The following is a 24,342-nucleotide window of genomic DNA, read 5'->3' as shown; positions in this document are numbered from 1 at the left end:
GCCCGCCAGTGATGGCGGGCCTTTTTCTTGTGGTGGTCGTGGCGATACGGAGGCGTGACTCCGGCCGCAACGGGGGGAGCACAAAACGAAAACGGCCCGCAGTTGCGGGCCGTTCTTCATGCGTCCGGTAGAGGTGCTACAGGACGTAGTGCCCGAACCACCAGGCGATGGCAGCCATCAGCGCGCTGCACGGAATCGTCAGCACCCAGGCCCACACGATCTTGCCGGCCAGGCCCCAGTTCACCGCCGAGACGCGGTGTGAGGAGCCGACACCCACGATGGCACCGGTGATGGTGTGCGTGGTGGACACCGGAATGCCCAGCGCGGAGGCGAGGAACAAGGTGATCGCGCCACCGGTTTCCGCGCAGAAACCACCGACCGGCTTCAGCTTGGTGATGCCCTGGCCCATGGTGCGCACGATGCGCCAGCCGCCGAACAGCGTGCCCAGACCGATGGCGACGTAGCAGCTCACCACCACCCAGTACGGCAGTTCGTCACCGTGCGCCAGGTAGCCGCCGGAGAGCAGCAGCAGCCAGATGATGCCGATGGTCTTCTGTGCGTCGTTGCCCCCGTGGCCCAGGCTGTACGCGGCTGCCGACACCAGTTGCAGGCGGCGGAACCAGCGGTCGATCTTGCTCGGTTGCTTGTGGAAGAAGATCCACGACACGGCCAGCATCATGGCCGCGCCAAGCAGCATGCCCAGCATCGGCGAGATGATGATGAAGGCCACCGTCTTGGCGATGCCGCTCCACACTAGCGGGCCGGTGCCGGCCTTGGCCAGCGTGGCGCCGACGATGCCGCCGATCAGCGCGTGGGACGAGCTGGACGGAATGCCGAAATACCAGGTGATGATGTTCCAGGCGATGGCGCCGCTGAGCGCCCCGAACACCACGATGTGGTCCACCGCCGCCGGATCGACGATGCCTTTGCCGACCGTCGCCGCCACGCTGAGGTGGAACACGAAGATCGCGATGAAGTTGAAGAAGGCTGCCCAGGCGACGGCCTGCGTGGGCTTGAGTACGCCGGTCGACACCACCGTGGCGATGGCGTTGGCGGCATCGTGGAAGCCATTGAGGAAGTCGAAGATGAGCGCGAGCACCACCAGCGCCGCAATGACGGTGAAGCTGATCTGAACGGGATCCATGGTTCAGCTCACGCGTTTTCGAGCACGATGCCTTCGATGACCTTGCCCACGTCCTCGCAGTGATCGGTGATCTTCTCCAGCCCCTGATAGATCGCGGTCAGCTTGATGACTTGCAGGGCATCGCGTTCGAACCGGAACAGGCGCGAGATGGCGCTGCGCATCACGCGGTCGCAGTCGCTTTCCAGGCGGTCGATCTCGCGGCAGGTGTTGAGCATGTCGCGGGCGTTCTCCATGTTGCCCAGCAGCTTCACCGCGGCCTTGACGCGTTCGCAGGCCGACAGCGACAACTCGGCCATCTGCTTGAAGTCGGGCGTCATGCGGTTCACGTTGTACAGCGTGATCGATTCGGCCACGTCCTGGATGGTGTCGACGATGTCGTCCAGGCTGGAGATCAGCGCATGGATGGCGTCGCGGTCGAAGGGCGTGATGAAGGTGCGATGGAGCAGGGCCACGCAGTCGTGGTTGATCTTGTCCGCACGGGTTTCGATCTCGTCGATGGCTGCGATACGGGCGGCCGTATCTTCGCTCTCGGTCATCAGGGCGACCAGCTCGCGCGCGGCGAGCACGACCTGTTCCGCATGGGCATCAAACAACTCGAAGAAGCGGCCCTCGCGGGGCATGAAGCGTCCGAACATGATTGTGACTTGTCAAAAAAATGTAATGTTGTGAATACAAAAAAAGCCGGCGCAGCCTGTGAAGCATAGCTACGCCGGCCGGATTTTCAGGCTGTCGTCTGGAGCGCTTTCGGCAGCGGGAATACGACGTTCTCGGTGACGCCCTCCAGCGTGCGCACACTGGCGCTGGTCAGCGACTTCACGCGGGCCACCACGTCGGCCACCAGTACCTCGGGGGCCGACGCACCGGCGGTCACGCCGATGCGTCGCTTGCCTTCGAGCCAGGCGGGGTCGATGCCGTCGGCATTGTCGACCAGCCAGGCGGGCACGTTGCGGGCGGCGGCGACTTCGCGCAGGCGGTTGGAGTTGGAGCTGTTCTTCGAGCCGACCACGATCACGGCATCCACCTGCGGTGCCATGAACTTCACCGCGTCCTGGCGGTTCTGGGTGGCGTAGCAGATGTCGTCCTTCTTCGGACCGACGATGTTGGGGAAGCGCTTGCGCAGCGCGTCGACGACGACCTGCGCGTCATCGACCGACAGCGTGGTCTGGGTGACGTAGGCAAGCAGTTCGGGGTCGGTTACCTGCAGGGCGGCGACGTCGTCCACCGTCTCCACCAGGTACATGCCGCCTTCCGACTGGCCCATGGTGCCCTCGGCTTCCGGGTGACCCTTGTGGCCGATCATGATGATCTCGCGGCCCTGGCCGCGCATCTTGGCGACCTCGACGTGCACCTTGGTGACCAGCGGGCAGGTGGCGTCGAACACCTGCAGGCCGCGGGCTTCGGCGTCGCGGCGTACGCTCTGCGGCACGCCGTGGGCGGAGAAGATCAGGGTGCTGCCCGACGGCACGTCGTCCAGTTCCTCGATGAAGATGGCGCCCTTGTTGCGCAGGTCCTCCACGACGAACTTGTTGTGCACGACTTCGTGCCGCACGTAGATCGGCGCACCGTGGATTTCCAGCGCACGCTCCACGATGCCGATGGCGCGCTCGACGCCGGCGCAGAAACCGCGCGGGTTGGCGAGAAGGACTTCGGCGTCCGTGCCGTCCTGCTTCTGGATGGATTCGCTCATGTCGTTCGTCCGGGTCTTCAGATCACCCCGATGATCGACACTTCCATCTTCACCGGCTTGCCGGCGAGGGGATGGTTGAAGTCGATCAGGGCGTCATGGTCGTTCAGTTCGCGCACCAGGCCGGGATAGCTGGTGCCGTCCGGTGCGGGAAAGCTCAGCACCGTGTCTTTTTCGAGATGGAGCGTGTCCGGGATGTCGCTGCGCTTCACGCGTTCGACCAGCTGCGGATTGTAGGGGCCGAAGGCTTCCCCTTCCGCGAAATCGAACACCTCGCGCGCACCCGGGCCGAGGCCCAGCAGGCGTGCCTCCAGCGCGGGCATCAGCTCGCCTGCGCTGACCTGCATGGTGGCGGGCGTGGATTCGAAGGTGGACAGCAGGCTCACGCCGGTCACCGGGTGCATCACGCGGAAGTGCAGGGTGACCAGGCTGCCGGTCTGGATGGTGCCGCTCATGCTTGCGCTTCCTTGTTTTGGCTGCGGGATTCGCGCCATTGCGCGAGGATCATCAGGCCGACGCCGAGGACGATCGCCGAGTCCGCCAGGTTGAAGGCCGGCCAGCCGTAGCGGCCGGCATGGAAGAACAGGAAGTCGACCACCGCGCCATGCAGCAGGCGGTCGATGACGTTGCCGATGGCGCCGCCGATGATCAGGCTGAAGGCCAGCGGTTGCAGCACTTCGGCCTGGTGACGCTTCACCAGCACCAGCAGCCAGGAGCAGATGATCACCGCCAGGCCGAGGAAGAACCAGCGCTGCCAGCCGGAGTGATCCGCCAGGAAGCTGAACGCCGCACCCGGGTTGTACACCAGCACCAGATCGAAGAAGCTGGTCACCGGGCGCACTTCACCGTGGGCGAAGTTGGCCAGCACCACCTGCTTGGTGAGCTGGTCCAGCCCCGCCACGACGGCGGCGAGCAGCAGCCAGAGGGCGAATCGCTTCGTCATGCGTGGCTCCGCGCCTCGCCGGCGCCGTGCAGGTTGTCATCGCAGCGGCCGCACAGTTCCGGGTGGGCCGGGTTGCGGCCGACGTCGGCGCGGTAATGCCAGCAGCGCGCGCACTTCACCTGGGTGCTCGGCGTGACGGTGATGGCGTCCTCCGCGGCTTCCGTGACCTTCGCCTGCGAGGTGATGAACACGAAGCGCAGGTCGTCGCCCAGCGAGGCCAGCGCGCGGTACTTCGCGGTGCCGGCCTTGAGGCTGACTTCCGCCTGCAGCGAGGAACCGACCTTGCCTTCGGTGCGCACGGCCTCGATCTGCTTCACCACCTCGGCACGCACGCCGCGGATGATCTCCCAGCGCTCGGCGTCCGCCGTGTAGTCGCTCGTCGTGTGCCCGATGGTGACGGCCGCCAGTGCCGCGGCCGGCTCGAACCAGGTGTGCAGCAGCACGCTGTCGTCCTCGCGGCCGGGGTGCATGACCTGCCAGGCTTCTTCCGACGTGAAGGACAGCACCGGAGCCATCAGGCGCACCAGGGTGTGCGTGATGTAGTACAGCGCGGTCTGCGCGGAACGACGCGCCACGGACTTCGGCGCGGTGGTGTAGAGGCGGTCCTTCAGGATGTCCAGGTAGAAGGCGCCGAGGTCTTCCGAGCAGAACACCTGCAGGCGCTGCACGACCTTGTGGAATTCGTAGGTCTGGTAGTCCTGCTGGCAGCTCTCGTTGAGCCTGGCGGTGAGCCACAAGGCGTAGCGGTCGACGTCGAAGCATTCTCCCGGCGCGATGCGGTCCTTCGCAAAGTCGAAGTCCGAGGTGTTGGCGAGCAGGAAGCGCAGCGTGTTGCGGATGCGGCGATAGCCTTCCACCACGCGGTCGAGGATCTCCTTGCTGATCGACACCTCGCCGGAGTAGTCGGTACTGGCGGCCCACAGGCGCAGGATCTCGGCGCCGAGCTTGTCCGACACTTCCTGCGGCACGACGGTGTTGCCCAGCGACTTGCTCATCTTGCGGCCCTGGCCGTCGACGACGAAGCCGTGGGTCAGCAAGCCCTTGTACGGCGCGCGACCGTCGATGACGCAGCCGGTCAGCAGCGAGCTGTGGAACCAGCCGCGGTGCTGGTCGGAGCCTTCGAGGTACAGGTCTGCCGGGTAGGCGTGCGAATCCTTATGCGAACCGCGCATGACATGGAAATGCGTGGTGCCGGAATCGAACCACACGTCCAGCGTGTCGCTGATCTTGTCGTAGTCCGCGGCTTCCTTGCCGAGCAGATCGGCCGCCTGCAGGTCGAACCAGGCGTTGATGCCGCCAGCCTCGACGCGCTTTGCGACTTCCTCCATCAGCTCGACGGTGCGCGGATGCCACTCACCGGTCTGCTTGTGCAGGAAGAAGGGGATCGGCACGCCCCAGTTGCGCTGGCGTGAGATGCACCAGTCCGGGCGGTTGGCGATCATCGCGTGCAGGCGAGCCTGGCCCCAGGCGGGGAAGAAGGCGGTGTCCTGCACGGCCTTCAGCGCCATCTCGCGCAGGCTCGCTTGTCCGTTGGGCGTGATGTCCATGCCGACGAACCACTGCGCGGTGGCGCGGTAGATCACCGGCGTCTTGTGGCGCCAGCAGTGCATGTAGCTGTGCGTGATGGTCTCGTGCTTCAGCAGGGCACCCACCTCGCGCAGCTTGTCGACGATGTTCGGGTTGGCCTTCCAGATGAACTGGTTGCCGAAGAACTCCAGCCCGTCGACATACACGCCGTTGCCGCGCACCGGGTTCAGGATGTCGTCGAAGCTGCGGCCGTTGGCGCGCCACACGTTGAAGTCGTCCACGCCATAGGCGGGCGCGCAGTGAACGATGCCGGTGCCGGCGTCCACGCCGACGTACTCGGCCAGATACACCGGTGACACGCGCTCGTAGAACGGGTGCCTGAACTCGATGCTGGCCAGGCGCGCGCCCTTGGCGGTGCCGATGATCGTGCCTTGCAGGTCGTAGCGCTTCAGGCAGCTTTCCACCAGCTCGGCGGCGAGCAGCAGCAGCTTGTCGCCCACGTCGACCAGCGCGTAGTCGAACTCCGGATGGATGTTCAGCGCCTGGTTGGCGGGGATGGTCCAGGGCGTCGTCGTCCAGATGACGACGTAGGCGGGCTTCGGCAGGCTGTCCAGGCGGAAGGCTGTGGCGAGCTGCGCCGGCTGGGCGCAGAGGAAAGCGACGTCGATGGCGTCGGACTTCTTGTCCTCGTACTCGACCTCGGCCTCGGCCAGCGCCGAGCCGCAGTCGAAGCACCAGTTCACCGGCTTCAGGCCCTTGAACACGTAGCCGCGCTTCACCATCTCGGCCAGTGCGCGGATCGTGCCGGCCTCGTTGGCGTAGTCCATGGTGCGGTACGGGTTCTGCCAGTCGCCCAGTACGCCCAGGCGGATGAAGTCCTTGCGCTGGCCTTCGATCTGCTCGGTGGCATAGGTACGGCACAGCTCGCGCGCCTTGTCGGCGGGCAGGTTCTTGCCGTGGGTGACTTCGATCTTGTGTTCGATCGGCAGGCCGTGGCAGTCCCAGCCCGGCACGTAGGGCGCGTCGAAGCCGGACAGCGTCTTGGAGCGGACGATGATGTCCTTGAGGATCTTGTTCAGCGCGTGGCCGATGTGGATGTTGCCGTTTGCATACGGCGGGCCGTCGTGCAGGATGAACTTCGGGCGGCCTTTGGCCGCGGCGCGGATCTTCTCGTACAGTTTCTTCTGCTGCCATTGCTGCACCCAGCCCGGCTCGCGCTTGGGCAGGTCACCGCGCATCGGGAACGCGGTATCGGGCATGTTCAGGGTCTGTCTGTATTCGGCCATTTTCTCGGTCTGTACTCGGAAGCTGTAATTGCGTGTGGCGCGCTGACGCTCAGCGCGTGAGGGATGACTGTGCGGCGAAGAAGGCGCGCACTTCGTCGCAGTCACGACGGATCGCGGCCTTCAGTTCGTCGAGGCCGTCGTACTTGGCCTCGTCGCGGATCTTGTGGTGGAAGCTGAGCTTCAGGCGCTGGTGGTACAGGTCGCCTTCGAAATCCATGACGAACACTTCCAGGCGCAGGGCCAGCTTGTCGCCGATGGTGGGGCGCACGCCCACGCTCGCCGCGCCGATGGCGTCCTGCAGCGGGCCACCGTCCACCGTCACCGCGAAGATGCCGGACAGCGGCAGCGAGGGCTGGCGCAACTGGATGTTGGCGGTCGGAAAGCCCAGGGTGCGGCCGATCTTGTCGCCGTGCATGACACGGCCTTCCAGCGCGAAGGGCTCGCCGAGCAGGCGCGTAGCGTGCTCGATCTCGCCTTTCTGCAAGGCCTCGCGCACAGCGGAACTGGAGGCGCGCTCGCCTTGCACTTCCAGCGTGTGCATCGCTTCCACCTGGAAGCCGCGCAACGCACCGGCTTCCTGCAGGGTCGCGAAGTTGCCGCTGCGGCCGCGGCCGAAGCAGAAGTCGTCGCCGATCATCAGGTAGCGGGTGTGCAGGCCACGCACCAGGATCTGGTCGATGAACTGCTGCGCGTCCAGTGCGGCGAAGCGCGCGTCGAAGCGCTGCACGTACACGTCGTCGATGCCGGCTTCCTGCAGCAGGGCCAGCTTGCGGCGGATGCCGGCGAGGCGGGGCGGGGCGGAGGCCGGCGCGAAGAATTCGCGCGGCAGCGGCTCGAAGGTGAGCACGGCGGCAGGCAGGCCCAGTGAGCGTGCGCGTTCGCGCAGGCGCTGGAGCAATGCCTTGTGGCCAAGGTGCACACCGTCGAAGTTGCCGATGGTCAGCACGCAAGGCTGTGCGCCAAGCTTGGGAATGCCGCGAAAGACCCGCATAACTGCCTGAGGAAAAAGGCGGAATTATAGCTTGGGGGGCGCCTCCCGTCAGCCCGGACATGGGCGTCGGTATCAGGCAGGAGGAGAGGCCGGGGCTGGTCCCGCCGACAGGAATCGAACCTGTATCTGCCGCTTAGGAGGCGGCCGTTCTATCCATTGAACTACGGCGAGAGTCCGGACTGGAATCGGGACGGTAAAGCCGGCCGATGAGGCGGGCCGATGAGGCGGGGCGGATTGTAGCAGGCGCGGCGGGACGCTGGCCCGCATGAGAAAGCCCCCGCCGGAGCGATCCGGCGGGGGCTTCAGGGCGAGCGCGAGGCTTAGTTGATGATGAGTTGCGGCTTGTTGCTGCCGTTCTCGCGGCTGTTGAGCGTCGTGTATTTGCCGGCCGTTTCCGTCAGGACGAAGGAAGCGAGGTCGTCACCCGCCGCCTGCGCCTGCACGTAGGCGGTGACGTCGATCTCGTAGTAGGCCGCCGTGGCGGTGATCGCCACGCTGCCGACGCTGCTGCCGGCCGTGGGACGGTTGCTCCAGGTGAGACCGGCCTCGGTCCAGCCATCGGTCGTCTGCGACGCGACCAGGGTGCTGCTGGCGCTGGCGCTGCCGTAGATGCGCAGCTTCGCGCTGGTGACGGAGCCGACGCTTGCCAGGTTGAACTTCAGGTAGGCCACGCGGGTGGCGCCGCTGTCGTTCTTCAGGAACAGGCTGGTGGCGCTGCCGTAGTTGCTGCTGGCGTTGCTCTCATGCACGTAGCTGTCCTCGCTGGGGTTCAGCGTCACCGTGCCGCCGCCCGAGGAGCTGGAGGAGGAGGACGAAGAGGAAGAGGAAGAGGAAGAGGACGACGAGCTGCTGCTGGAGCTCGATGAGCTGGAGGAACTCGACGACGAAGAGGACGAACTGCTGGAAGAGCTGCTCGACGACGAGCCTCCGGAGCTGGAAGAGCTCGAAGAGGACGACGAACTGCTCGACGAGCCGCCGCAGGTATTCGTCGCCGTGCCGTTGTCCAGCAGCGAGGCACCGGCGTAGCTCAGGCAGGTGTAGACGCCCTTGTTCGGCGACAGGTTGAAGTACACCTCTTCGTTGCTGCCCCAGGACTGGATGAATGTCCCGGTCGGCTTCTGCAGGTGGGCCCAGGCCGTGCCGTCCCAGCCCATCTGGTAGATGGTGCCGGTGGCGTTGTACTGCATGTAGGGCATGTAGGCGCCGCCCTTGGTCTTCTGCTTGGACAGCGTGTTGTTGAACACCACGTTCTGCTCGCCGGTGCCGCCGGACCACTTGGAGGCATGCGGGCCGGCGCCCCACCACAGCGGGAACCAGGTGCCTTCCAGCACGTCCTGGCCGCCTTCGCCCTCACCCCAGCTGCTGTGCTCGAAGGGGATGGCGACGGTGTTGCCCTCGATGAGGTTGCGGCGCTCCCAGCCGCCGTGCAGGTTGATGTCCGCCGACAGGGAGTTGCCCTGCACGATGTTGCCGGTGGCGGACCACTGCAGCGTCAGGTGGCGCACGCGGTCGATGGTGTTGCCGATGATCTTGCTGTCATAGAGCTTGGAGCCGCGGAAGTAGCCGTGGCCGCCCTTGCCCTTGTTCCAGGCGCCGAAGATCACGTTGTTGCGGAACTCCATGTTGCGTGCGAACTCGGTGACGATCGGGTGCGAGCCGGTCATGTAGGTGCGCACGCCCTTCACCCAGCCGTCCTGCGCCCACTTGAACAGGATGCCGTGCAGTGCGTACTCCGGCGCCATGTTCTTGTACTTCAGGCCGACGCCGCCGGGGTTGGTGGTGGCGTCGTAGTCGTTGGCGTTCACGCTGCTGGCGTACGGCGTGTACGAGAGGTCCTGCGTGAAGTAGAAGTCCTCGAAGCCCACGCCGCGCACCGCGGTCACCTTCATGACCTTGCTGTAGTAGGTGCTGTTGGAACTGCCGCCCGGATCGGTCGGCAGGCCGGTGCTGTTGAAGGGCACGTCGAATTCCAGCGGGCGGTCCAGGCTCAGCACGTCGCCACTCTTCGCCGTCACCTTGAACATCTGGGTGCGCATGTGGGCGTTGTAGCGGTACTGCTGCGGCGCCTGCATCTGGTCGTAGAAGGCCACCGTGTTGGCGGCGCCCACGTACACCGTGTCGCCCACTGCGAAGCTGGCGCCCTTGCCGGACGCGACGGTGACGGTGCTGCCACCCTTCACGCCACCACCACCGGAGGCGACGCGTTCGCCGGCCAGCCAGTGGAAGTTGATGCTGCCGTCGTAAGTGGTGTCGCCGCTGTGTTTGGTGCGGTCCTCGACGCGGAAGGCGGCGTAGCCCGGCCACAGCTTGCCGTCGATGACCGGCAGGCCATCGTCGTTGGTGTAGGTCGCCGCCGGCTTGAACACGAAGCGCGTACCGCTGGTGGCAGAGTTGCCTGCGCCACGCAGGGTGATGAAACTGGCGTCGACGCGGATCTGCTTGTTGATGTCGATCTGGCCGGCCGGGAACAGCAGCACGGCGCGGTTGCTGTCGCTGACCGGCGCGCCATTGACCGTGAGCGTGCCGTTGCGGATGGCGTCGATGGTGGCCTGGATGGCATTGCTGTCATCCACGCCGTCGCCAGCGGTGACGCCACGGCTGGTCATGTTGATGACGGTGCCGCCGGTGGGCAGCGCCTGGCCGCCCTTGTAGCCGGCCTTGGACCAGTCGGGGAGGGTGCTATGGACGCCGGCATGGGCGCCGCTCGTTGCGATGGCCGCGCAGGCCAGCAGGGTGCCGGCCCATGACAGGCGGCACCGGTTCGGTTTGATTCTCACTGGAGACTCCTTTGGTTTTCGTGTCTTGTCGGCGTAGGTCATGGCCCGCGCCGTCTTTGTCTTCCTCCGTAATCGTTTTAGTTTGCGACAAAGGAAAACGATTACCTTTTCATGGTCGGCTCATGCCCCGGGCCTGTCAATCTGGGGTTATCCATGAAAACGCTGAGTGCCTTGTTTCCTGGTCGCCACCCTGTTTTCCGGGTAACTGCTTGTATCGTTGCGATAAAAAGTAATCGTGTAACTTGTGGGCGACGGTTCAGTCAGGCCGCCAAGGCGGGGCGCGAAGGCGTGCGAGAAAAAGCGAGGGCTGCGGGCGGGGGCGGGGGAGGGGCGACTGGGAGACGCCGTGCTGCGTCACGACGGATGAGGCGGTGGGGCGTAAAAGCAATCAGGCCGTCATGCGCGAGCGCATGACGGCCTGACGATCTGCTGCATCAGCGCCCTGCGGCGCTGCGCGGTTTCAGCGGCCGACCATGTTGCCGGGTATCACCCAGCGGTCGAAGTCCTCGCCACTGACATGGCCGGACGCGACGGCGGCCTCGCGCAGGCTGCTGCCTTCCTTGTGCGCCTTCTTGGCGATGTAGGCGGCCTTGTCGTAGCCGATGTGGGTGTTGAGCGCGGTCACCAGCATCAGCGAACGGGCCACCAGTTCCTCGATGCGCGCGCGGTTCGGTTCGATGCCCACCGCGCAGTGGTCGTTGAAGCTCACCATGCCGTCGGCCAGCAGGCGCACACTCTGCAGGAAGTTGTGCGCCACCATCGGGCGGAACACGTTCAGCTCGAAGTTGCCGGAAGCGCCGCCGAAGTTGATCGCCACGTCATTGCCGAAGACCTGGGCGGCGAGCATGGTGACGGCCTCGCTCTGCGTCGGGTTCACCTTGCCGGGCATGATGGACGAGCCCGGCTCGTTCTCCGGAATACTGATCTCGCCGATACCGCTACGCGGGCCACTGGCCAGCCAGCGCACGTCGTTGGCGATCTTCATCATGCTGGCGGCCAGTGTCTTCAGCGCGCCGTGCGCATGCACGAAGGCGTCGCAGGCGGCCATCACCTCGAACTTGTTGGGCGCGGTGACGAAGGGCAGGCCGGTGAGTTGTGCCAGTTCGGCGGCCACCTGTTCCGCATAGCCCTTGGGCGCGTTCAGCCCGGTGCCGACGGCGGTGCCACCCAGCGCCAGTTCGCACAGGTGTGGCAGCGCGGCGCGCACATGGCGTTCGCCCTGCGCGAGTTGCGCGACCCAGCCGGAGATCTCCTGGCCCAGGGTCAGCGGCGTGGCGTCCTGCAGGTGGGTGCGGCCGATCTTCACGATGTCGTCGAAGTCGCGCGACTTCTGCTCCAGCGTGGCACGCAGCTTCGCGATGGCGGGCAGCAGCTTGTGGGTCAGCGCCTCGACCGCCGCGACGTGCATCGCGGTCGGGAATACGTCGTTGCTGGACTGGCTGCGATTGACGTCGTCGTTCGGGTGCACCAGGCGGCCCTCGCCACGCTCCCCACCCAGCAACTCGCTGGCGCGGTTGGCCAGCACTTCGTTGACGTTCATGTTGCTCTGCGTACCGGAACCGGTCTGCCACACCACCAGCGGGAACTCGCCGGCGTGCTTGCCGGCGATCACTTCGTCGGCAGCGGCGATGATGGCGTCCGTCTTCTTCGCTTCCTGCAGGCCCAGCGCGTGATTGACCTTGGCGGACGCACGCTTGACCTGCGCCAGCGCGCGGATGATCTCGCGCGGCTGCTGTTCGCCGGAGATGTCGAAGTTCTGCAGGGAGCGTTGGGTCTGCGCGCCCCACAGGCGCTCGGCGGGGACGTCGATGGGGCCAAAGGTGTCGCGTTCGGAACGTGTGCTCATGGGGTTCTCGGAGTGTTTGTCGGAGGAGTGGCGCCCGTCATGCAGGCGGCGGTGGGAGGTGTTGGCGCGGCGATCCAGGGAGTGGAATACACCCCCGGATGTCAGTCGCGCAGGCTGTCGTCGGTGGTGCTCATGTCCAGGTGCGCCAGCTTCCAGCGTAGTCCGGCCAGCTGGCGATCGGCCAGTTCGTGATCGGCGCAGCCGGGGGCGAGGCTGGCCAACTGATCCATCGGTTCGTGGATGCGGTCCAGGCACAGCGCCCGCCAGTGCATCGGCAGGGCCGGGTCGGCGGCCGTGGCGAGGAGCAGGCGGCAGGCTTCCAGTGCCACCTGCCAGCGCGAATGGAAGCCGTTGCACTCCAGCCATTCGCCGATCGCGAGGTATTCGTCCAGCAGCCGCGGCTCGTTGGCGTACAGCGCCAGGCGCAAGCGCATGCCGATCCAGCGCCATTTCTCCACGGGAGTCAGCCGGCAAAAGTAGTGGCGCATACCAGGCCCTGTTTTGCAAATGAGAATTATTGTCAATTGTATCGGGTCGCTTGGCAAGGCCCGTCAGGACTGTTCTGATGCTGGCCGGAATGCCTGGGCAGCCGTGGCACGCGGGAGGCAGCTACGTGCGGGAGGCGGGATCGTTCCGTAACCGGGCGGGTCTCAGGTACGACAGGCGTGGAACGAGTGCAGGCCGGGGCGTCCCCGGAGCCACAGCTACAACGAGGAGAGCGTCATGCAGTCACACGAATCGCGCAAGGCGGCGTCGCACGAGGAGGCCGCGCCCGCGACGGCAGCGCAGACGCGCCCGGCGCGCAGCCTGTTGTCACGCCTGGGTGCAGCCCTGGTGGCCTTGCTGCCGCTGGCGGCACCGGCGGCGACGCCACCCGTCAACGCACCGGCGCCCGCGTTCAGCCTGAAGGATCAGAACGGCGCCACGCGCAGCCTCAACGACTTCCGTGGCAAGTGGCTGGTGCTGTACTTCTATCCGAAAAACGACACGCCCGGCTGCACGACGGAGGCCTGCAACTTCCGCGATGGTCACGCGATGATCCAGTCGCGTGGCGCGGAGGTGATCGGGGTGAGCGTCGACGACACCGCCTCGCACCAGGCCTTCATCGCCAAGTATCAATTGCCCTTCCCGCTGCTGGCCGACGTGGAAGGCACGGTGGCGCAGCGCTACGGCGCATTGTCGGACTGGAAGGTCGTGAAGTTCGCCAAGCGCCAGACCTTCCTCATCGACCCGCAGGGCATGTTGCGCAAGGCCTACACCTCGGTCGACCCCGACACCCACGCCCAGCAGGTGCTGCAGGACCTGGACGCGCTGGCCAAGAAGTGAGCCTCGCCGCGCACCCGCCCTTCGCATCCGGGCGGTGCGCGGCGTGACGACTTAGTCGCCTCAGAGGCCTGAGTGGCCTCAGTCGCGCGGCTCGCGGTCGAAGGCGAACCACATGCGCGACAGCAGGCCGTCCTTCAGCACGAACTGGTGATACAGCGCACCGCAGGCGTGCAGCGCCAGCACGCCGATGAGCAGCCACGCCGCACACACGTGCACCGTGCGCAGCGCTAGCTGGTCCAGCACGGCCAGGTTGCCGTGACCCTGCAGCACGGCGGGCAGGTCGGCCACCACCGCCATGCCGATACCGCTGCCGATCATGACGAACACCAGCAGGTCCAGCAGCCGGTGGGCGACGCGCGCGATGCGATCGGCCCAGGCCATGCCGGAGGACAGTGCGGGCGGGCGGCGGACATTGCGACGGATATACAGGCGCAGAAGGCTGAACATGAAGATCAGCGCGCCGACGCTCATGTGGCGCAACAGCGCCGAGGCCTTGGCGGGGTCGGTGTTCGGGATGTGCGACATGATGAGCGTGCTCATCGCGAGTGCCGCGATGATCATCCCGGCGACCAGCCAGTGGACGACGCGGATGGCCGGGTGATGGCGGACGAAAGTCACTGCAGGATCTCCTTTTTCTCGTAAGGGAAGAGCGGGGTGAGGAGATCATCGGAGGCCCTGCGCGGCGCGCATTTGCTGCATCGCAAAATTCCCCGGGACGTCCGCATCGCGCGGCGGAGGCGTGGCGCGGGGTGTCATTCGCCCGCAATCGACCATCCAGTGCGCCATTGCGCGCAATGGCCGGCGACCTGGCGGGCGCGCCCGGCATGAAGGAAATAAACCGGCACGCATGAACATCCGCCGTGGTGGCGTCTCGGTTTGGCCATGTCGCCGCGCATGCGCGGGAGCGTGGTGCGGCGGCGCGGTAGAATCCAGCCCCTGATCGCGCGGCCCGTTCGTCACGAGCCAGCGTCACGAGCCGGCGTCACCAACCGACGTCTCCGCCCGGCCACTTTGCCCGCTGCGTCCCCCGCGACTCCTTCCTTCTTCTCCGTCTTCCTGCCATGCCTCTGCTGACTGTCGATAAAGCCTGCCTCGCCTTCGGGGACGCGGCCCTGCTGGACCATGTCGATCTGGTGGTGGAAGCGCGCGAGAAGATCGCCCTGATCGGCCGTAACGGTGCGGGCAAGAGCTCGCTGATGCGCGCGCTGGCGGGCACGGCGAAACTGGACGACGGCAGCATCTGGCGCCAGCCCGGCCTCAAGGCTGCCTACGTGGCGCAGGAGCCGGACTTCCCGCTGGACCGCGATGTCTTCTCCACCGTGGCCGACGGCGTCGGCGGTGCAGCGCGACTGATTGCCGAGTACCACGCCTGCGCGCACGCGGTGGCGAACGGCGACGAAGCCGCCCTCGTGCGCATGGCGGAACTGCAGCATCAACTGGAAGCCGGCGACGGCTGGACCTTGCATCACAAGGTGGAGCAGGTCATCGCGCGCCTGCGCCTGGACGGCAGCGCGCAGGTCGCCAGCCTGTCCGGCGGCGGCGTCAAGCGCGTGGCGCTGGCGCGGGCGCTGGCCGGCGAGCCGGACCTGCTGCTGCTCGACGAGCCGACCAACCACCTCGACATCGACGCCATCGCCTGGCTGGAAGAACTGATCCGCGCGCATGCCGGTGCGGTGGTGGTCATCACCCACGACCGCGCGTTCATGGACGCCGTGGCGACGCGCATCGTCGAGCTGGACCGTGGCCTGCTGTCCAGTTTTCCCGGCAGCTTCACCGCCTACCAGCAGCGCAAGGCGGACATGCTGGCGATGGAGGCGAAGACCAATGCCGAGTTCGACAAATTCCTCGCGCAGGAAGAAGTGTGGATCCGCAAGGGCGTGGAAGCCCGCCGCACCCGCAACGAGGGACGCGTGCGCCGCCTGGAGTCCCTGCGCCTGCAACGCGCGGCACGGCGCGATCGCGTCGGCGAAGTGGGCTTCCAGGTGGAGCGTGGCGATCAGAGCGGCCAGCTCATCGCGGAGCTGACGGATGTCGGCAAGCGTTTCGGCGACCGCTGGGTGGTGCGTGATTTCTCCGCCCGCCTGATCCGTGGCGACCGCATCGGTTTCATCGGCCCCAACGGCGCCGGCAAGACGACGCTGCTGAAGCTGATCCTCGGCGAGCTGGAGCCGGATGCCGGCAGCATCCGCCGTGGTACGAAGCAGCAGATCGCCTATTTCGACCAGTTCCGCAGCGTGCTGGACCCGGAGGCCATGATTGCCGACGTCATCTCCCCCGGCTCGGACTACGTGGAGATCGGCGGCACGAAGAAGCACGTGGTGGGCTACCTCGGCGACTTCCTGTTCGCGCCGCAGCGGGCGCGCTCGCCGGTGAAGTCGTTGTCCGGCGGTGAGCGCAACCGCCTGCTGCTGGCGCGCCTGTTCGCGCGACCGGCCAACATCCTGGTGCTGGACGAGCCGACCAACGACCTCGACGTGGAAACCCTGGAGCTGCTGGAGTCGCTGCTGCAGGACTACGACGGCACCGTCTTCCTGGTCAGCCACGACCGGACCTTCCTCGACAACGTGGTGACGCAGACCATCGCCTCCGAAGGCGACGGCCAGTGGAAGGAATACGCCGGCGGCTACAGCGACTGGCTGCGCCAGCGCCCGGCGGCCGGTGACAGGCCGGCGGCGCGCGAGGACAGACGGGAAGACAAGCCGGAAAACGCGCGCGCGGACGCGAAGGCGCCCGCCGGCCGCACGGTGAAGCTCGGCTTCAACGAGAAGCGCGAGCTGGAAGCACTGCCTGGCAAGATCGCCGCGCTGGAGGCAGAACAGGCCACCCTGCAGCAGCAACTCGCCGATCCGGACGTCTACAAGAACCGCGGCAGCGAAGTCGTGACCATGAATGCGCGGCTGGAAGCCATCGATGAAGAGTTGCTGAACCTGCTCGAACGCTGGGAGCTGCTGGAGAAGAAGGCGGCGGGCTGACCCGCTCCGCATACGCCTGCATCACCCCACGAAAAGCCCCGCAGATGCGGGGCTTTTTCTTGTGCCTGACGCGCCCGGTGCACATGCCGTCCGGCTGGCTTCGTCACCGGCCAGGCGGAAAAACGTTCTCCTGCCTCCCGCTGCCGGCCGCTGCATTCCTGGTCCGACCGGTGTATTTGTCCCGTAGCGAACAACTTTGTCTGGCAATGCAGTGCGGCGCCCGGTAGCGGTGCTTGCTGCACTTGCACCCGGCATAGCTGCTGCACTATCCGCGGCGGCAGGCGGGCCTTGGGCCCGCGCAGCACAACACAAAAAAAGCAGTGCTACGGAGACAAGATGTACGACAACATGAAGCTGGCCAGCCCGCTCGGGCTGGGGCAGGGGGCCGCCGATCGCACGTTGCCGGCACGCCGTCCGCTGGGGTTCTGGCTGTTCGCGGCAACCATCCTCAATCTCTTCCTGGCCGGCGGCAACGGCTATGGCTCCGACATCCAGTACTGGGTGGACTGGACGCGCCACCTGCAACTGGTCGGCTATGCCAACTTCGGCGGTAACTACCCACCCGCCTACATCCACTGGCTGTGGCTGCTCGGCCGCCTGTACGACTTCCTGGAAATCGCGCCGGCGGCGGACATCCTGCTGCGCTTCCTCGCCAATACGCCGGTATGGCTATGTCATCTCGGCCTGATGGGGGTCATGGCGCGGCTGATGAAGCAGCGGCACATCAGCGATGGCGAGTGGAACGGCCTGATGGCGTTGGCGGCGCTCAACCCCGCCATCCTGATCGACGGACCGATCTGGGGGCAGGTGGACATCATCTTCTCGCTGTGGATCGGCGTGGCGCTGCTGTGGTTGATCCGTGGCCACTACCTGCTGCTGGTGGCGCCGATGCTCACGCTGGCGCTGCTCACCAAGTTCCAGACGATCTGCATCGCGCCGGTGCTGTTGCCGCTCGTGTGGTCGCATCGCCGCAGCCAGCGGCTGTGGGCCGGGCTGCTACTCGCGGCAGGGGTGGCGCTGCTGGTGCTGCTGCCCTACCTGCGCGCCGGCAGTTTCAGCCTGATGCTGGAGCAGGCCTATCTGCAGGCTTCGTCGATGTATCCGGTGGCGACGCTGAACGCCACCAACCTTTGGTACCTGCTGGGGCTGAACGATGTGCACCACAGCCGCTTCCTGTTCGACATCGCGCGGGACGCCCAGGGCGCCGAAAAGCTGTTCACCGCGCAGTACGGTGGCCTCGTGCTGTTCGCCCTGTGGTGCCTGTGGCTGACCGTCGATGGCTTCATCAACAACCGGCCGGAGCGTCACTGGCGCAACGCCATGCTGAGCACCGTCGGCTTCTTCCTGTTCTTGCCGGCGATGCACGAGCGCTACATGTTCCCGGCGGTGGTCATCGCGCTGATCGCCGCGGCGGCCTACTCGCGCTTCGTCCTGCACGCGATCGTGATCACCGTGGTGATCACCGGTCACCTGCTGTTCGTCATGGCACCCGGCATCGGGCCGCACACGCCTTACGTGCTGTCGGTGATGACGCTCCTGCTGGCCATCGGCATGGCGGTGCGCAGCAATCCCGATGGCCTGCTGCGCACGCGCTGGTTCAACCAGCATCTGGGCGTGTGGCTGGGCGCCTGCGTCGTCGCATGGGTCGGCATGCTGGCCTTCCACGCCGACGTGGCCGTGGAACAGCGCGAACGGCTGTCCGGATCGCGCGGCTGGATCGATGCGACCCTGGTGCCCGGGCGTCATCACCGCCAGAGCTGGGGGGACTTGCGGATCAACGCCAACGTCGGCAACCGGCCGCTGGTCGTGGGGGAGCGTGTCTTTTCGAGTGGCTTCGGCACCCACGCGCCGTCCACCATCGACATTCCGGTGCCGCGTTCCGCCAGCACCTTCACGGCACGGGTCGGCGTGGATGCCGGCGCGCCGCAGGGTGAGATTGCCTTCGAGGTGCGCGTGGATGGCGTCAATGTGTGGCGCAGCCCGCCGGTCCGCGGCGAGGAGGGGCGCCTGTTCAACGTGGAGGTGGACGTGCGCGGCAAGGGACGTGTCGAACTGGTGGCGCACGAACTCGACAGCATGACGGCCGACCATGCCAACTGGTTGGAGCCACGCTTCCTGACGCAGCCGCTGGCGAAGCCGGGTGCGAGAACGGAAGCGCAGACGGAAACGACGACCGGAACGCCAACGGAGACACAGGCGGGAGCGACCGTCGCACGCGACGAGCCTTGAGCTTCCGGGCGGTTCCGCCGCCGCATCCCGCGGCGGAATCCGCTGGCGGTGAATCAGCGATACATGTAGTCGCGGGTCAGGGGCAGCTTCTGACGGCCGAGGCTGGCAGGCCGCGTGGCAACGATCTGGTGCAAGGCAATCCAGTTGGCGTCGAAGGCGTGCGCGCAGCCGGCCAGGTAGGCGCGCCACACCCGGAAGCGCTTCTCTCCGGCGATCTCCCGCAGGCGACCCGCATTCGCCTCGAAGCGGGTGCTCCAGTGCTGCAGGGTCATGGCGTAGTGCAGGCGCAGGTTCTCCACGTCGGTCGCCTCCAGCCCGGCGGCCGACATCTCCTGCAGGGTCAGGCCGATGTGCGGCAGTTCGCCATTCGGAAAAACGTAGCGGTCGATGAAGTCGCCGCCGCCGAACGGGGTGCCGCCCGAGCCGGCGTCGCTGCTGGTGATGCCGTGGTTCATCGCGATGCCGTCATCCTCCAGCAGGTCGTGCACCTTGTGGAAGGAGCCGCCCAGGTTGGCCAGGCCGACGTGCTCGAACATGCCCACGCTGGTGACGCGGTCGAAGCGCTCGGGGACGTCGCGGTAATCCTGCAGGCGGATTTCGACGCGGTCCTGCAGGCCGGCGTCGCGCACGCGCTGCGTGGCCAGCTCGAACTGGCGGTGCGACAGGGTGACGCCCACGCAGCGGGCGCCGAAGTGCTGCGCCGCGCGCAGGACCAGCGCACCCCAGCCGCAGCCGATGTCCAGCAGGCTTTGTCCCGGTTGCAGGCGGATCTTGCGCAGGATGTGATCGATCTTCTGCAGCTGCGCCTCTTCCAGCGTCTGGTCGGCGCGACGGAAGTAGGCGCAGGAGTACACCATGCCGGCGTCCAGCCACAGGCCGTAGAACTCGTTGAAGACGTCGTAGTGGTGCTGGATGGAATCTGCGTCCAGCTTGCGGGAGTGGGACAGGCGGGCGACCCTGGGCTGTACGGCCGCGCCAGCCCGCGACGCCATGTCGGCGGACAGTCGCACCACGTCCTGCACCGGGCCTTCCACGTCGACCAGCCCTTCGACGTAGGCCGAGGCAAGCGACGACAGGGACGGCCGCATGATGTGGGGCAGGGCGCGGGGGGAGCGCAGGCGCATCAGTACCTGCGGGCTGGCACCGAGGTGGAACTGCTTGCCGTTCCACAGTTCCAGCGTCAGCGGGATGTCGTGCTCAGCAGTCCAGTCGGCCAGCCGGGCGCCGATACTGCGCTCGGCAATCGGCGCCGGCAGGTGTGCAACAAGTTGATGAAGCATGGCGAGCGCGCCCGGCAATCCCACATGCAGGGAAGTGTAGGCAGCCGCCCGAACCGCCAGAAAGTATGAAGGCTATTGAAGATAGCTATATCGGCTGCCGACGGGGACGGCAGTCGATCACCGACGATCGACGATCAAGGATCAACGACAGCGCCTAGCTGTCGTCTTCGGCGCGGAAGAAGAGGTTGGTGTCGCGCCAACTGGTGCGCGTCATGGCGACCTCCAGCTTCTCTAGGGGCGGCCAGTACTCCGGCGGCACGCCCAACCGCTGCATGAAGCTCTCCGGCGGCAGCCGCAGCAGCTGGTTGATCTCGGAGAAATCGTCGGGCAGGGCCGGGTCGTTCCAGCCATTGGCCACGTGGCGGGACAGGTTGCAGGCCAGGAAGACCGTGCGCACCCGCGGATTCTCGGCCTGGCGCTCGTCCATCAGGCTGACCAGCAGCTCCGGCAGGTGCCAGGCCTTGGCCAGCGCCAGCTGGATCTCGCTGACCGGCGCCCCGAGCACCGAACGTTGCGCCACCGCGCTGCGCAGGCCCTGGGTGGCGTTCAGCACCTGGGTGACCTTCATCATCATGGCGGGCGCGAAACACCACAGCAGGATCTCGGCGGCCTCGTGCAGCAGGGCTGCCACGGTGACCTCGTCGACGTCCAGGTCGTGACGGATCACCGCCCAGTCCCGGGCGTAGTGGGCCGACTGTTTGGCACGTGCGATCACGCGCAGCAGGCCGATCAGCGCCTTGGGGTGGGCGGCGAGGCGCTCCTCGACGGTCGGCAACTCCGCGAATGCCTCGAAGAAAGGCGTCACCCCCAGCATCATGATGGCGCGCTCGATGGTGGTGATGTCGTGGTTCTGGCTGCGGCCACGGTTGGCTTCCAGGTGCAGCAGCACGCGCAGCGTCATCAGCGGGTCCTGCAGGACCACGCTGGCGATGCGGCGGCCGCTGACGCTTTCTTCCTCCTGGCGCAGGGCCGCCAGATCGCGCACGGTGCGCCGCAGCACCGGCAGCGGCGTGGCGCTAAAGTAAGCGATGTAGCGGTCGATGTTTTGCAGAGCGTTGTTGATCATGGCCAAGCAGACGCAATTGACAGGCCATACAACGGCTTTCCGCCGCAGCAACTTGAACAGGCGCAGTGCCATAATCGCTGCCCCATCGCCCAATCAGGAGCAGGCAGTGACGCCTTTCAGGGCCTATCTGGTCGAACAGGATGCCGCACGCAAGGTGAGCAGCCGGCTGACCACGCTGGAAGAATCGGACCTGGACGGCGGCGATGTGCTGATCCAGGTTGCCTATTCAAGTGTCAACTACAAGGATGCCCTGGCGCTGACCGGCAAGGGCGCGATCGTCCGCCGCTTCCCCTGCGTGCCGGGCGTCGACCTGGCCGGCACCGTGGTGCGCAGCGCCGCCCCGCGTTTCCGCCCCGGCGACAAGGTGCTGGCCACCAGCTATGACCTCGGGGTGGGCCATCACGGCGGTTACGCCGAGTACGCCCTGGTGCCGGGTGGCTGGGTGCTGCCGCTGCCGGACGGCATGTCCCTGTCGCAATCGATGGCGCTGGGCACGGCGGGACTGACCGCCGCCCTGGCCATCAACCGCATGGAAGACAACGGGCTGAAGCCGGAAAGCGGTCCGGTCCTGGTGACCGGCGCCACCGGCGGCGTGGGCTCACTGGCCATCGACATGCTGGCCGGGCGGGGATACGAAGTCGTCGCGCTGACGGGCAAAGCCGAGCAGGCGGACTGGTTGAAGTCGATCGGCGCAGCCCGGGTCATGCTGCGCGCTGATCTTGCTTTGCCGACCACTCGCCCGCTGGACAAGGGGCTTTGGGCTGGCGCGGTCGATAATCTCGGCGGGCATGTGCTGGCCTGGATTGCCAGCACGACCAAGCCGCAAGGCCTGATTGCCAGCATTGGCCTGGCCAGCGGCACACAACTGGACACGACGGTGATGCCCTTCGTCCTGAGAGGGGTGAGTTTGCTGGGCATTGATTCCGCCTATATCGGTTTCGGGCCGCGAGAACGTGCCTGGGACCGTCTGGCGGGTGACCTGCGCCCACGCCATCTCGATGCCGTAACAAGGGTGGTGGAGTTTGAACAACTGCCGGCCGTGTGCGAGCAGCTCATGGCCGGCGATGCGCATGGCCGTACGGTGGTGCGCATCGGAGAAGGTATGTGAGCGTAGCTGAGAGTGGGGGTCTGCCAATGAGTCGCTGCGGACGGGGTATCTGCCGATGAGCAGTGAAATCAACGCCAGTTTGCCGCGGGTGCTGATCATCGACGATTCGCGCATGGTGCGCGCGTCGCTCATCAAACAGATCCGCGACAAGTTCGACGTACGCGAAGAGGCGGACGGCGAGGCCGGCTGGCAGGCCCTGCTGCTCGACCCGACCATCGAGGTGGTCATCTCCGACATCGGCATGCCGCGCCTAGACGGCTTCGGCTTGCTGCAGCGCATCCGCGGTTCGCGGCTGTCCCGCGTCAATTCGCTGCCGGTCCTCATCATTTCCGGCGAGGACGAGGAGGACGCCCGGCTCAAGGCACAGGCGCTGGGCGCCACCGATTTCATCAACAAGGGCACGCCGCGCGTCGAACTGCTGGCGCGCATCGAGGCCCTCGCCAAACTGGCACAGACCCGCCGCGAACTGGAAGAAAGCCGCGAGCAACTCGTCAAGCGCAACCGTGGCGACGTGTCGGTGATGGTCATCCAGGTCGATTTCTACGAGAAGCTCTGCGAGCAGTACGGCCACAGCGTGGGCCAGCTGATACACCGCAAGCTGTCCAAGCTGCTGTCGGCCAAGGTGCGCAAGGAAGACACCATCGCCCACCTGGCGGAAGGCCAGTTCGCCGTCATTTCGCCGTCCGCCGACCTGGATGCCTGTGGCGCGTTCGCCCTGCGTCTGCGGCGAGCCATCGAAACCATCGTCATGACCTACAAGGAGGCGCGCATCCGTGTGAGCCTCACGATCGGCCTGGCCAGTGCCAAGGGCGATCCGACCATGACCCTGGAGCACCTGCTCGGGCTGGCGGCCCAGCGTGTGGCCGAGGGCACGACACTGGGCGGCAACCGCGTGGTGTCGGATTCCGGCGAGGTTACGGCAGACAACGTCGGCCGCTTCAGCCGCCTGGCGGTCAGCGTGGACCACGCGCTGACACAGCTGCGCTCCGGTACCCGCGAAGAGCCGAAGAAGCGCCTGCGCGAGCTGATCCACACCCTGATGCCGTTGATGGAAATGATCGAGGACGAGTTCCGTGTCGGCATGCCGCTGATGGAGCTGGCCGAGAAGGCGCAGCTCACCTCGCTGGAAATGGGGACCACGTCCACCGTCGGCGCGACGTCTACGCTGGGCTCGCGTACGGTCTGGCGGACCTGAGCGACGGCCGGTCGCAAGACCACTGTCCGCGCCGTACAAATTGATCGGGCCGGTCCACCATCTGGTGGAGCGGCCCGATGCCTTTTGGCACAATGCCCTACTGCAGCTTGCGCAGGTACTCCTTGGAGAACACCCGGTCAGGCAGCTCGCGTGGCTTCATGTCGTCGTATTCGAGTACGGACACTTCGCCTTTCTTCAGGGCGTCTTCCATGACCAGCCGGGTGGGCCGCAAGGCGCCACCGAGCTGTTTGTAGTTCTCGTAGCTGCAGGTCTTCAGCAGCCGGTTGCTCACCGAGTAGAACTCCGCGCGCACCGGCTGGCCATTGGCCTGCTTCACCCACAGCAGTACCTTGGCATACGTGACGCTGCGGTCCACCGCGCTCAGCTCCAGCACTTGCTGCGCATCGGCGCCGCTACCGTCCACCCGCAGCAGCTTGGGGTTGTAGTCGCCGGCGAAGTTGGCGCGGGCGAGGTCGCCGTTGGCGACTTCGCCGGTCAGGCGCTGGGCGACCGACAGTCGCACCGGTTGCGACACGCTGGGCATGAACAGCCACAGGTCACGGCCGCGCATCAGCATGATCTGGCCGCGATCGGCTTCCGGCTCCACGGTCATCACGATGGTGTTCTCGTTGCCGCGCGAAAGTACGCGATACTTGCGCGCTTCCGGGCTCCCCTGGTCCGGAGCCTTCGAGCTGATGGCAATGTCCACCTGGAAGCCGTCGGCGGGGAAGCGGATGCGGTCGGCCCGTTCGACGATCGCCCGGGCCTCGGCGTCCGCGTCGGCGGGGGCTTGCGCCCGCAAGGGCGGGTTCAGTGACAGGGTGGCGAGGACGATAAGACTGGCTGCGCGTGCAGCTCGCCACAGGGGTCGGAAGGGCTGGGGGGCTTCCGGCCGCAACGCTGGTCGCAACATCGTGGTTCTCCGTCGAAGTCTGCGGACGAGGCATTGTCCGCCCGACTATTCTAGT

The 24,342-nt window shown here is 66.3% G+C and carries 19 protein-coding genes and 1 tRNA gene; 5 read left to right on the top strand and 15 right to left on the bottom strand.

Going from position 1 to position 24,342, the window contains the following annotated elements:
* Positions 1–136: 136 nt before the first annotated feature.
* From VVD47_RS07490 to VVD47_RS07440, 11 genes are all read right to left on the bottom strand, one after another.
* The gene (locus VVD47_RS07490; RefSeq protein ID WP_327602778.1) at positions 137–1,144 is read right to left on the bottom strand and encodes an inorganic phosphate transporter; all 1,008 of its coding nucleotides are present in this window, start codon (positions 1,142–1,144) and stop codon (positions 137–139) included.
* Between the two features lie 8 nt (positions 1,145–1,152).
* Entirely contained in the window at positions 1,153–1,764 is a 612-nt protein-coding gene (locus VVD47_RS07485; protein ID WP_327602777.1) for a DUF47 domain-containing protein, read from the bottom strand.
* A 101-nt stretch (positions 1,765–1,865) separates the two neighbouring features.
* Entirely contained in the window at positions 1,866–2,831 is a 966-nt protein-coding gene (ispH, locus tag VVD47_RS07480; RefSeq protein ID WP_327602776.1) for a 4-hydroxy-3-methylbut-2-enyl diphosphate reductase, read from the bottom strand.
* 17 nt (positions 2,832–2,848) lie between these two features.
* Positions 2,849–3,283, bottom strand: coding sequence for an FKBP-type peptidyl-prolyl cis-trans isomerase (locus VVD47_RS07475; protein WP_327602775.1), 435 nt, complete (start codon positions 3,281–3,283; stop codon positions 2,849–2,851).
* Positions 3,280–3,771, bottom strand: a complete 492-nt coding sequence (gene lspA, locus VVD47_RS07470; protein ID WP_327602774.1) for a signal peptidase II — start codon at positions 3,769–3,771, stop codon at positions 3,280–3,282. The genes VVD47_RS07475 and lspA overlap by 4 nt, the downstream gene beginning before the upstream one ends.
* Complete coding sequence (gene ileS / locus VVD47_RS07465) at positions 3,768–6,584, bottom strand: isoleucine--tRNA ligase (RefSeq protein WP_327602773.1); 2,817 nt, start codon at positions 6,582–6,584, stop codon at positions 3,768–3,770. Before ileS ends, lspA begins: the two co-directional genes overlap by 4 nt.
* A gap of 49 nt (positions 6,585–6,633) precedes the next feature.
* Positions 6,634–7,575: a bifunctional riboflavin kinase/FAD synthetase gene (locus VVD47_RS07460; protein WP_327602772.1), complete on the bottom strand. Its 942-nt coding sequence runs from the start codon at positions 7,573–7,575 to the stop codon at positions 6,634–6,636.
* Between the two features lie 96 nt (positions 7,576–7,671).
* Positions 7,672–7,746: transfer RNA gene (locus tag VVD47_RS07455), tRNA-Arg, on the bottom strand.
* A 149-nt stretch (positions 7,747–7,895) separates the two neighbouring features.
* A complete protein-coding gene (locus VVD47_RS07450) occupies positions 7,896–10,352 on the bottom strand; it encodes a CBM96 family carbohydrate-binding protein (protein WP_327602771.1) in 2,457 nt (818 codons plus the stop codon).
* 460 nt (positions 10,353–10,812) lie between these two features.
* Positions 10,813–12,198, bottom strand: coding sequence for a class II fumarate hydratase (gene fumC, locus VVD47_RS07445; RefSeq protein WP_327602770.1), 1,386 nt, complete (start codon positions 12,196–12,198; stop codon positions 10,813–10,815).
* A gap of 101 nt (positions 12,199–12,299) precedes the next feature.
* Positions 12,300–12,686 (bottom strand): hypothetical protein, encoded by a 387-nt coding sequence (locus tag VVD47_RS07440; protein ID WP_327602769.1) that lies wholly within the window; start codon positions 12,684–12,686, stop codon positions 12,300–12,302.
* Between the two features lie 235 nt (positions 12,687–12,921).
* Between VVD47_RS07440 and VVD47_RS07435 the strand changes: the two genes are divergently transcribed.
* Positions 12,922–13,524, top strand: coding sequence for a peroxiredoxin (locus VVD47_RS07435; protein ID WP_327602768.1), 603 nt, complete (start codon positions 12,922–12,924; stop codon positions 13,522–13,524).
* Positions 13,525–13,602: 78 nt separating this feature from the next.
* On the opposite strand, the gene VVD47_RS07430 is transcribed toward VVD47_RS07435, so the two are convergent.
* Entirely contained in the window at positions 13,603–14,142 is a 540-nt protein-coding gene (locus VVD47_RS07430; protein ID WP_327602767.1) for a cytochrome b, read from the bottom strand.
* A 443-nt stretch (positions 14,143–14,585) separates the two neighbouring features.
* Here VVD47_RS07430 and VVD47_RS07425 point away from each other — a divergent pair, with 443 nt between their 5' ends.
* Together VVD47_RS07425 and VVD47_RS07420 are read left to right on the top strand one after the other, a co-directional pair.
* On the top strand, positions 14,586–16,496 hold the full coding sequence (locus tag VVD47_RS07425; protein ID WP_327602766.1) for an ATP-binding cassette domain-containing protein: 1,911 nt from the start codon (positions 14,586–14,588) through the stop codon (positions 16,494–16,496).
* A gap of 336 nt (positions 16,497–16,832) precedes the next feature.
* Entirely contained in the window at positions 16,833–18,725 is a 1,893-nt protein-coding gene (locus tag VVD47_RS07420; RefSeq protein WP_327602765.1) for an NPCBM/NEW2 domain-containing protein, read from the top strand.
* Between the two features lie 53 nt (positions 18,726–18,778).
* On the opposite strand, the gene VVD47_RS07415 is transcribed toward VVD47_RS07420, so the two are convergent.
* Positions 18,779–20,005 (bottom strand): class I SAM-dependent methyltransferase, encoded by a 1,227-nt coding sequence (locus VVD47_RS07415; protein WP_327602764.1) that lies wholly within the window; start codon positions 20,003–20,005, stop codon positions 18,779–18,781.
* Between the two features lie 154 nt (positions 20,006–20,159).
* Positions 20,160–21,071 carry an HDOD domain-containing protein gene (locus VVD47_RS07410; protein ID WP_327602763.1) on the bottom strand — a complete coding sequence of 304 codons (912 nt, stop codon included), beginning with the start codon at positions 21,069–21,071 and terminating at the stop codon, positions 20,160–20,162.
* 106 nt (positions 21,072–21,177) lie between these two features.
* On the opposite strand from VVD47_RS07410, the gene VVD47_RS07405 reads away from it, so the two are divergent.
* Complete coding sequence (locus tag VVD47_RS07405) at positions 21,178–22,179, top strand: oxidoreductase (RefSeq protein WP_327603199.1); 1,002 nt, start codon at positions 21,178–21,180, stop codon at positions 22,177–22,179.
* A 55-nt stretch (positions 22,180–22,234) separates the two neighbouring features.
* The gene (locus VVD47_RS07400; RefSeq protein ID WP_327602762.1) at positions 22,235–23,374 is read left to right on the top strand and encodes a GGDEF domain-containing response regulator; all 1,140 of its coding nucleotides are present in this window, start codon (positions 22,235–22,237) and stop codon (positions 23,372–23,374) included.
* A gap of 97 nt (positions 23,375–23,471) precedes the next feature.
* On the opposite strand, the gene VVD47_RS07395 is transcribed toward VVD47_RS07400, so the two are convergent.
* Positions 23,472–24,287: an outer membrane lipoprotein-sorting protein gene (locus tag VVD47_RS07395; protein WP_327602761.1), complete on the bottom strand. Its 816-nt coding sequence runs from the start codon at positions 24,285–24,287 to the stop codon at positions 23,472–23,474.
* Positions 24,288–24,342: the final 55 nt, after the last annotated feature.

Source organism: Uliginosibacterium sp. H1 (assembly GCF_036017065.1).
Classification (GTDB): Bacteria; Pseudomonadota; Gammaproteobacteria; order Burkholderiales; family Rhodocyclaceae; genus Uliginosibacterium.
The sequence above is the reverse complement of the archived record's forward strand: the minus strand, read 5'-3'. Positions and strand labels throughout refer to the sequence as shown.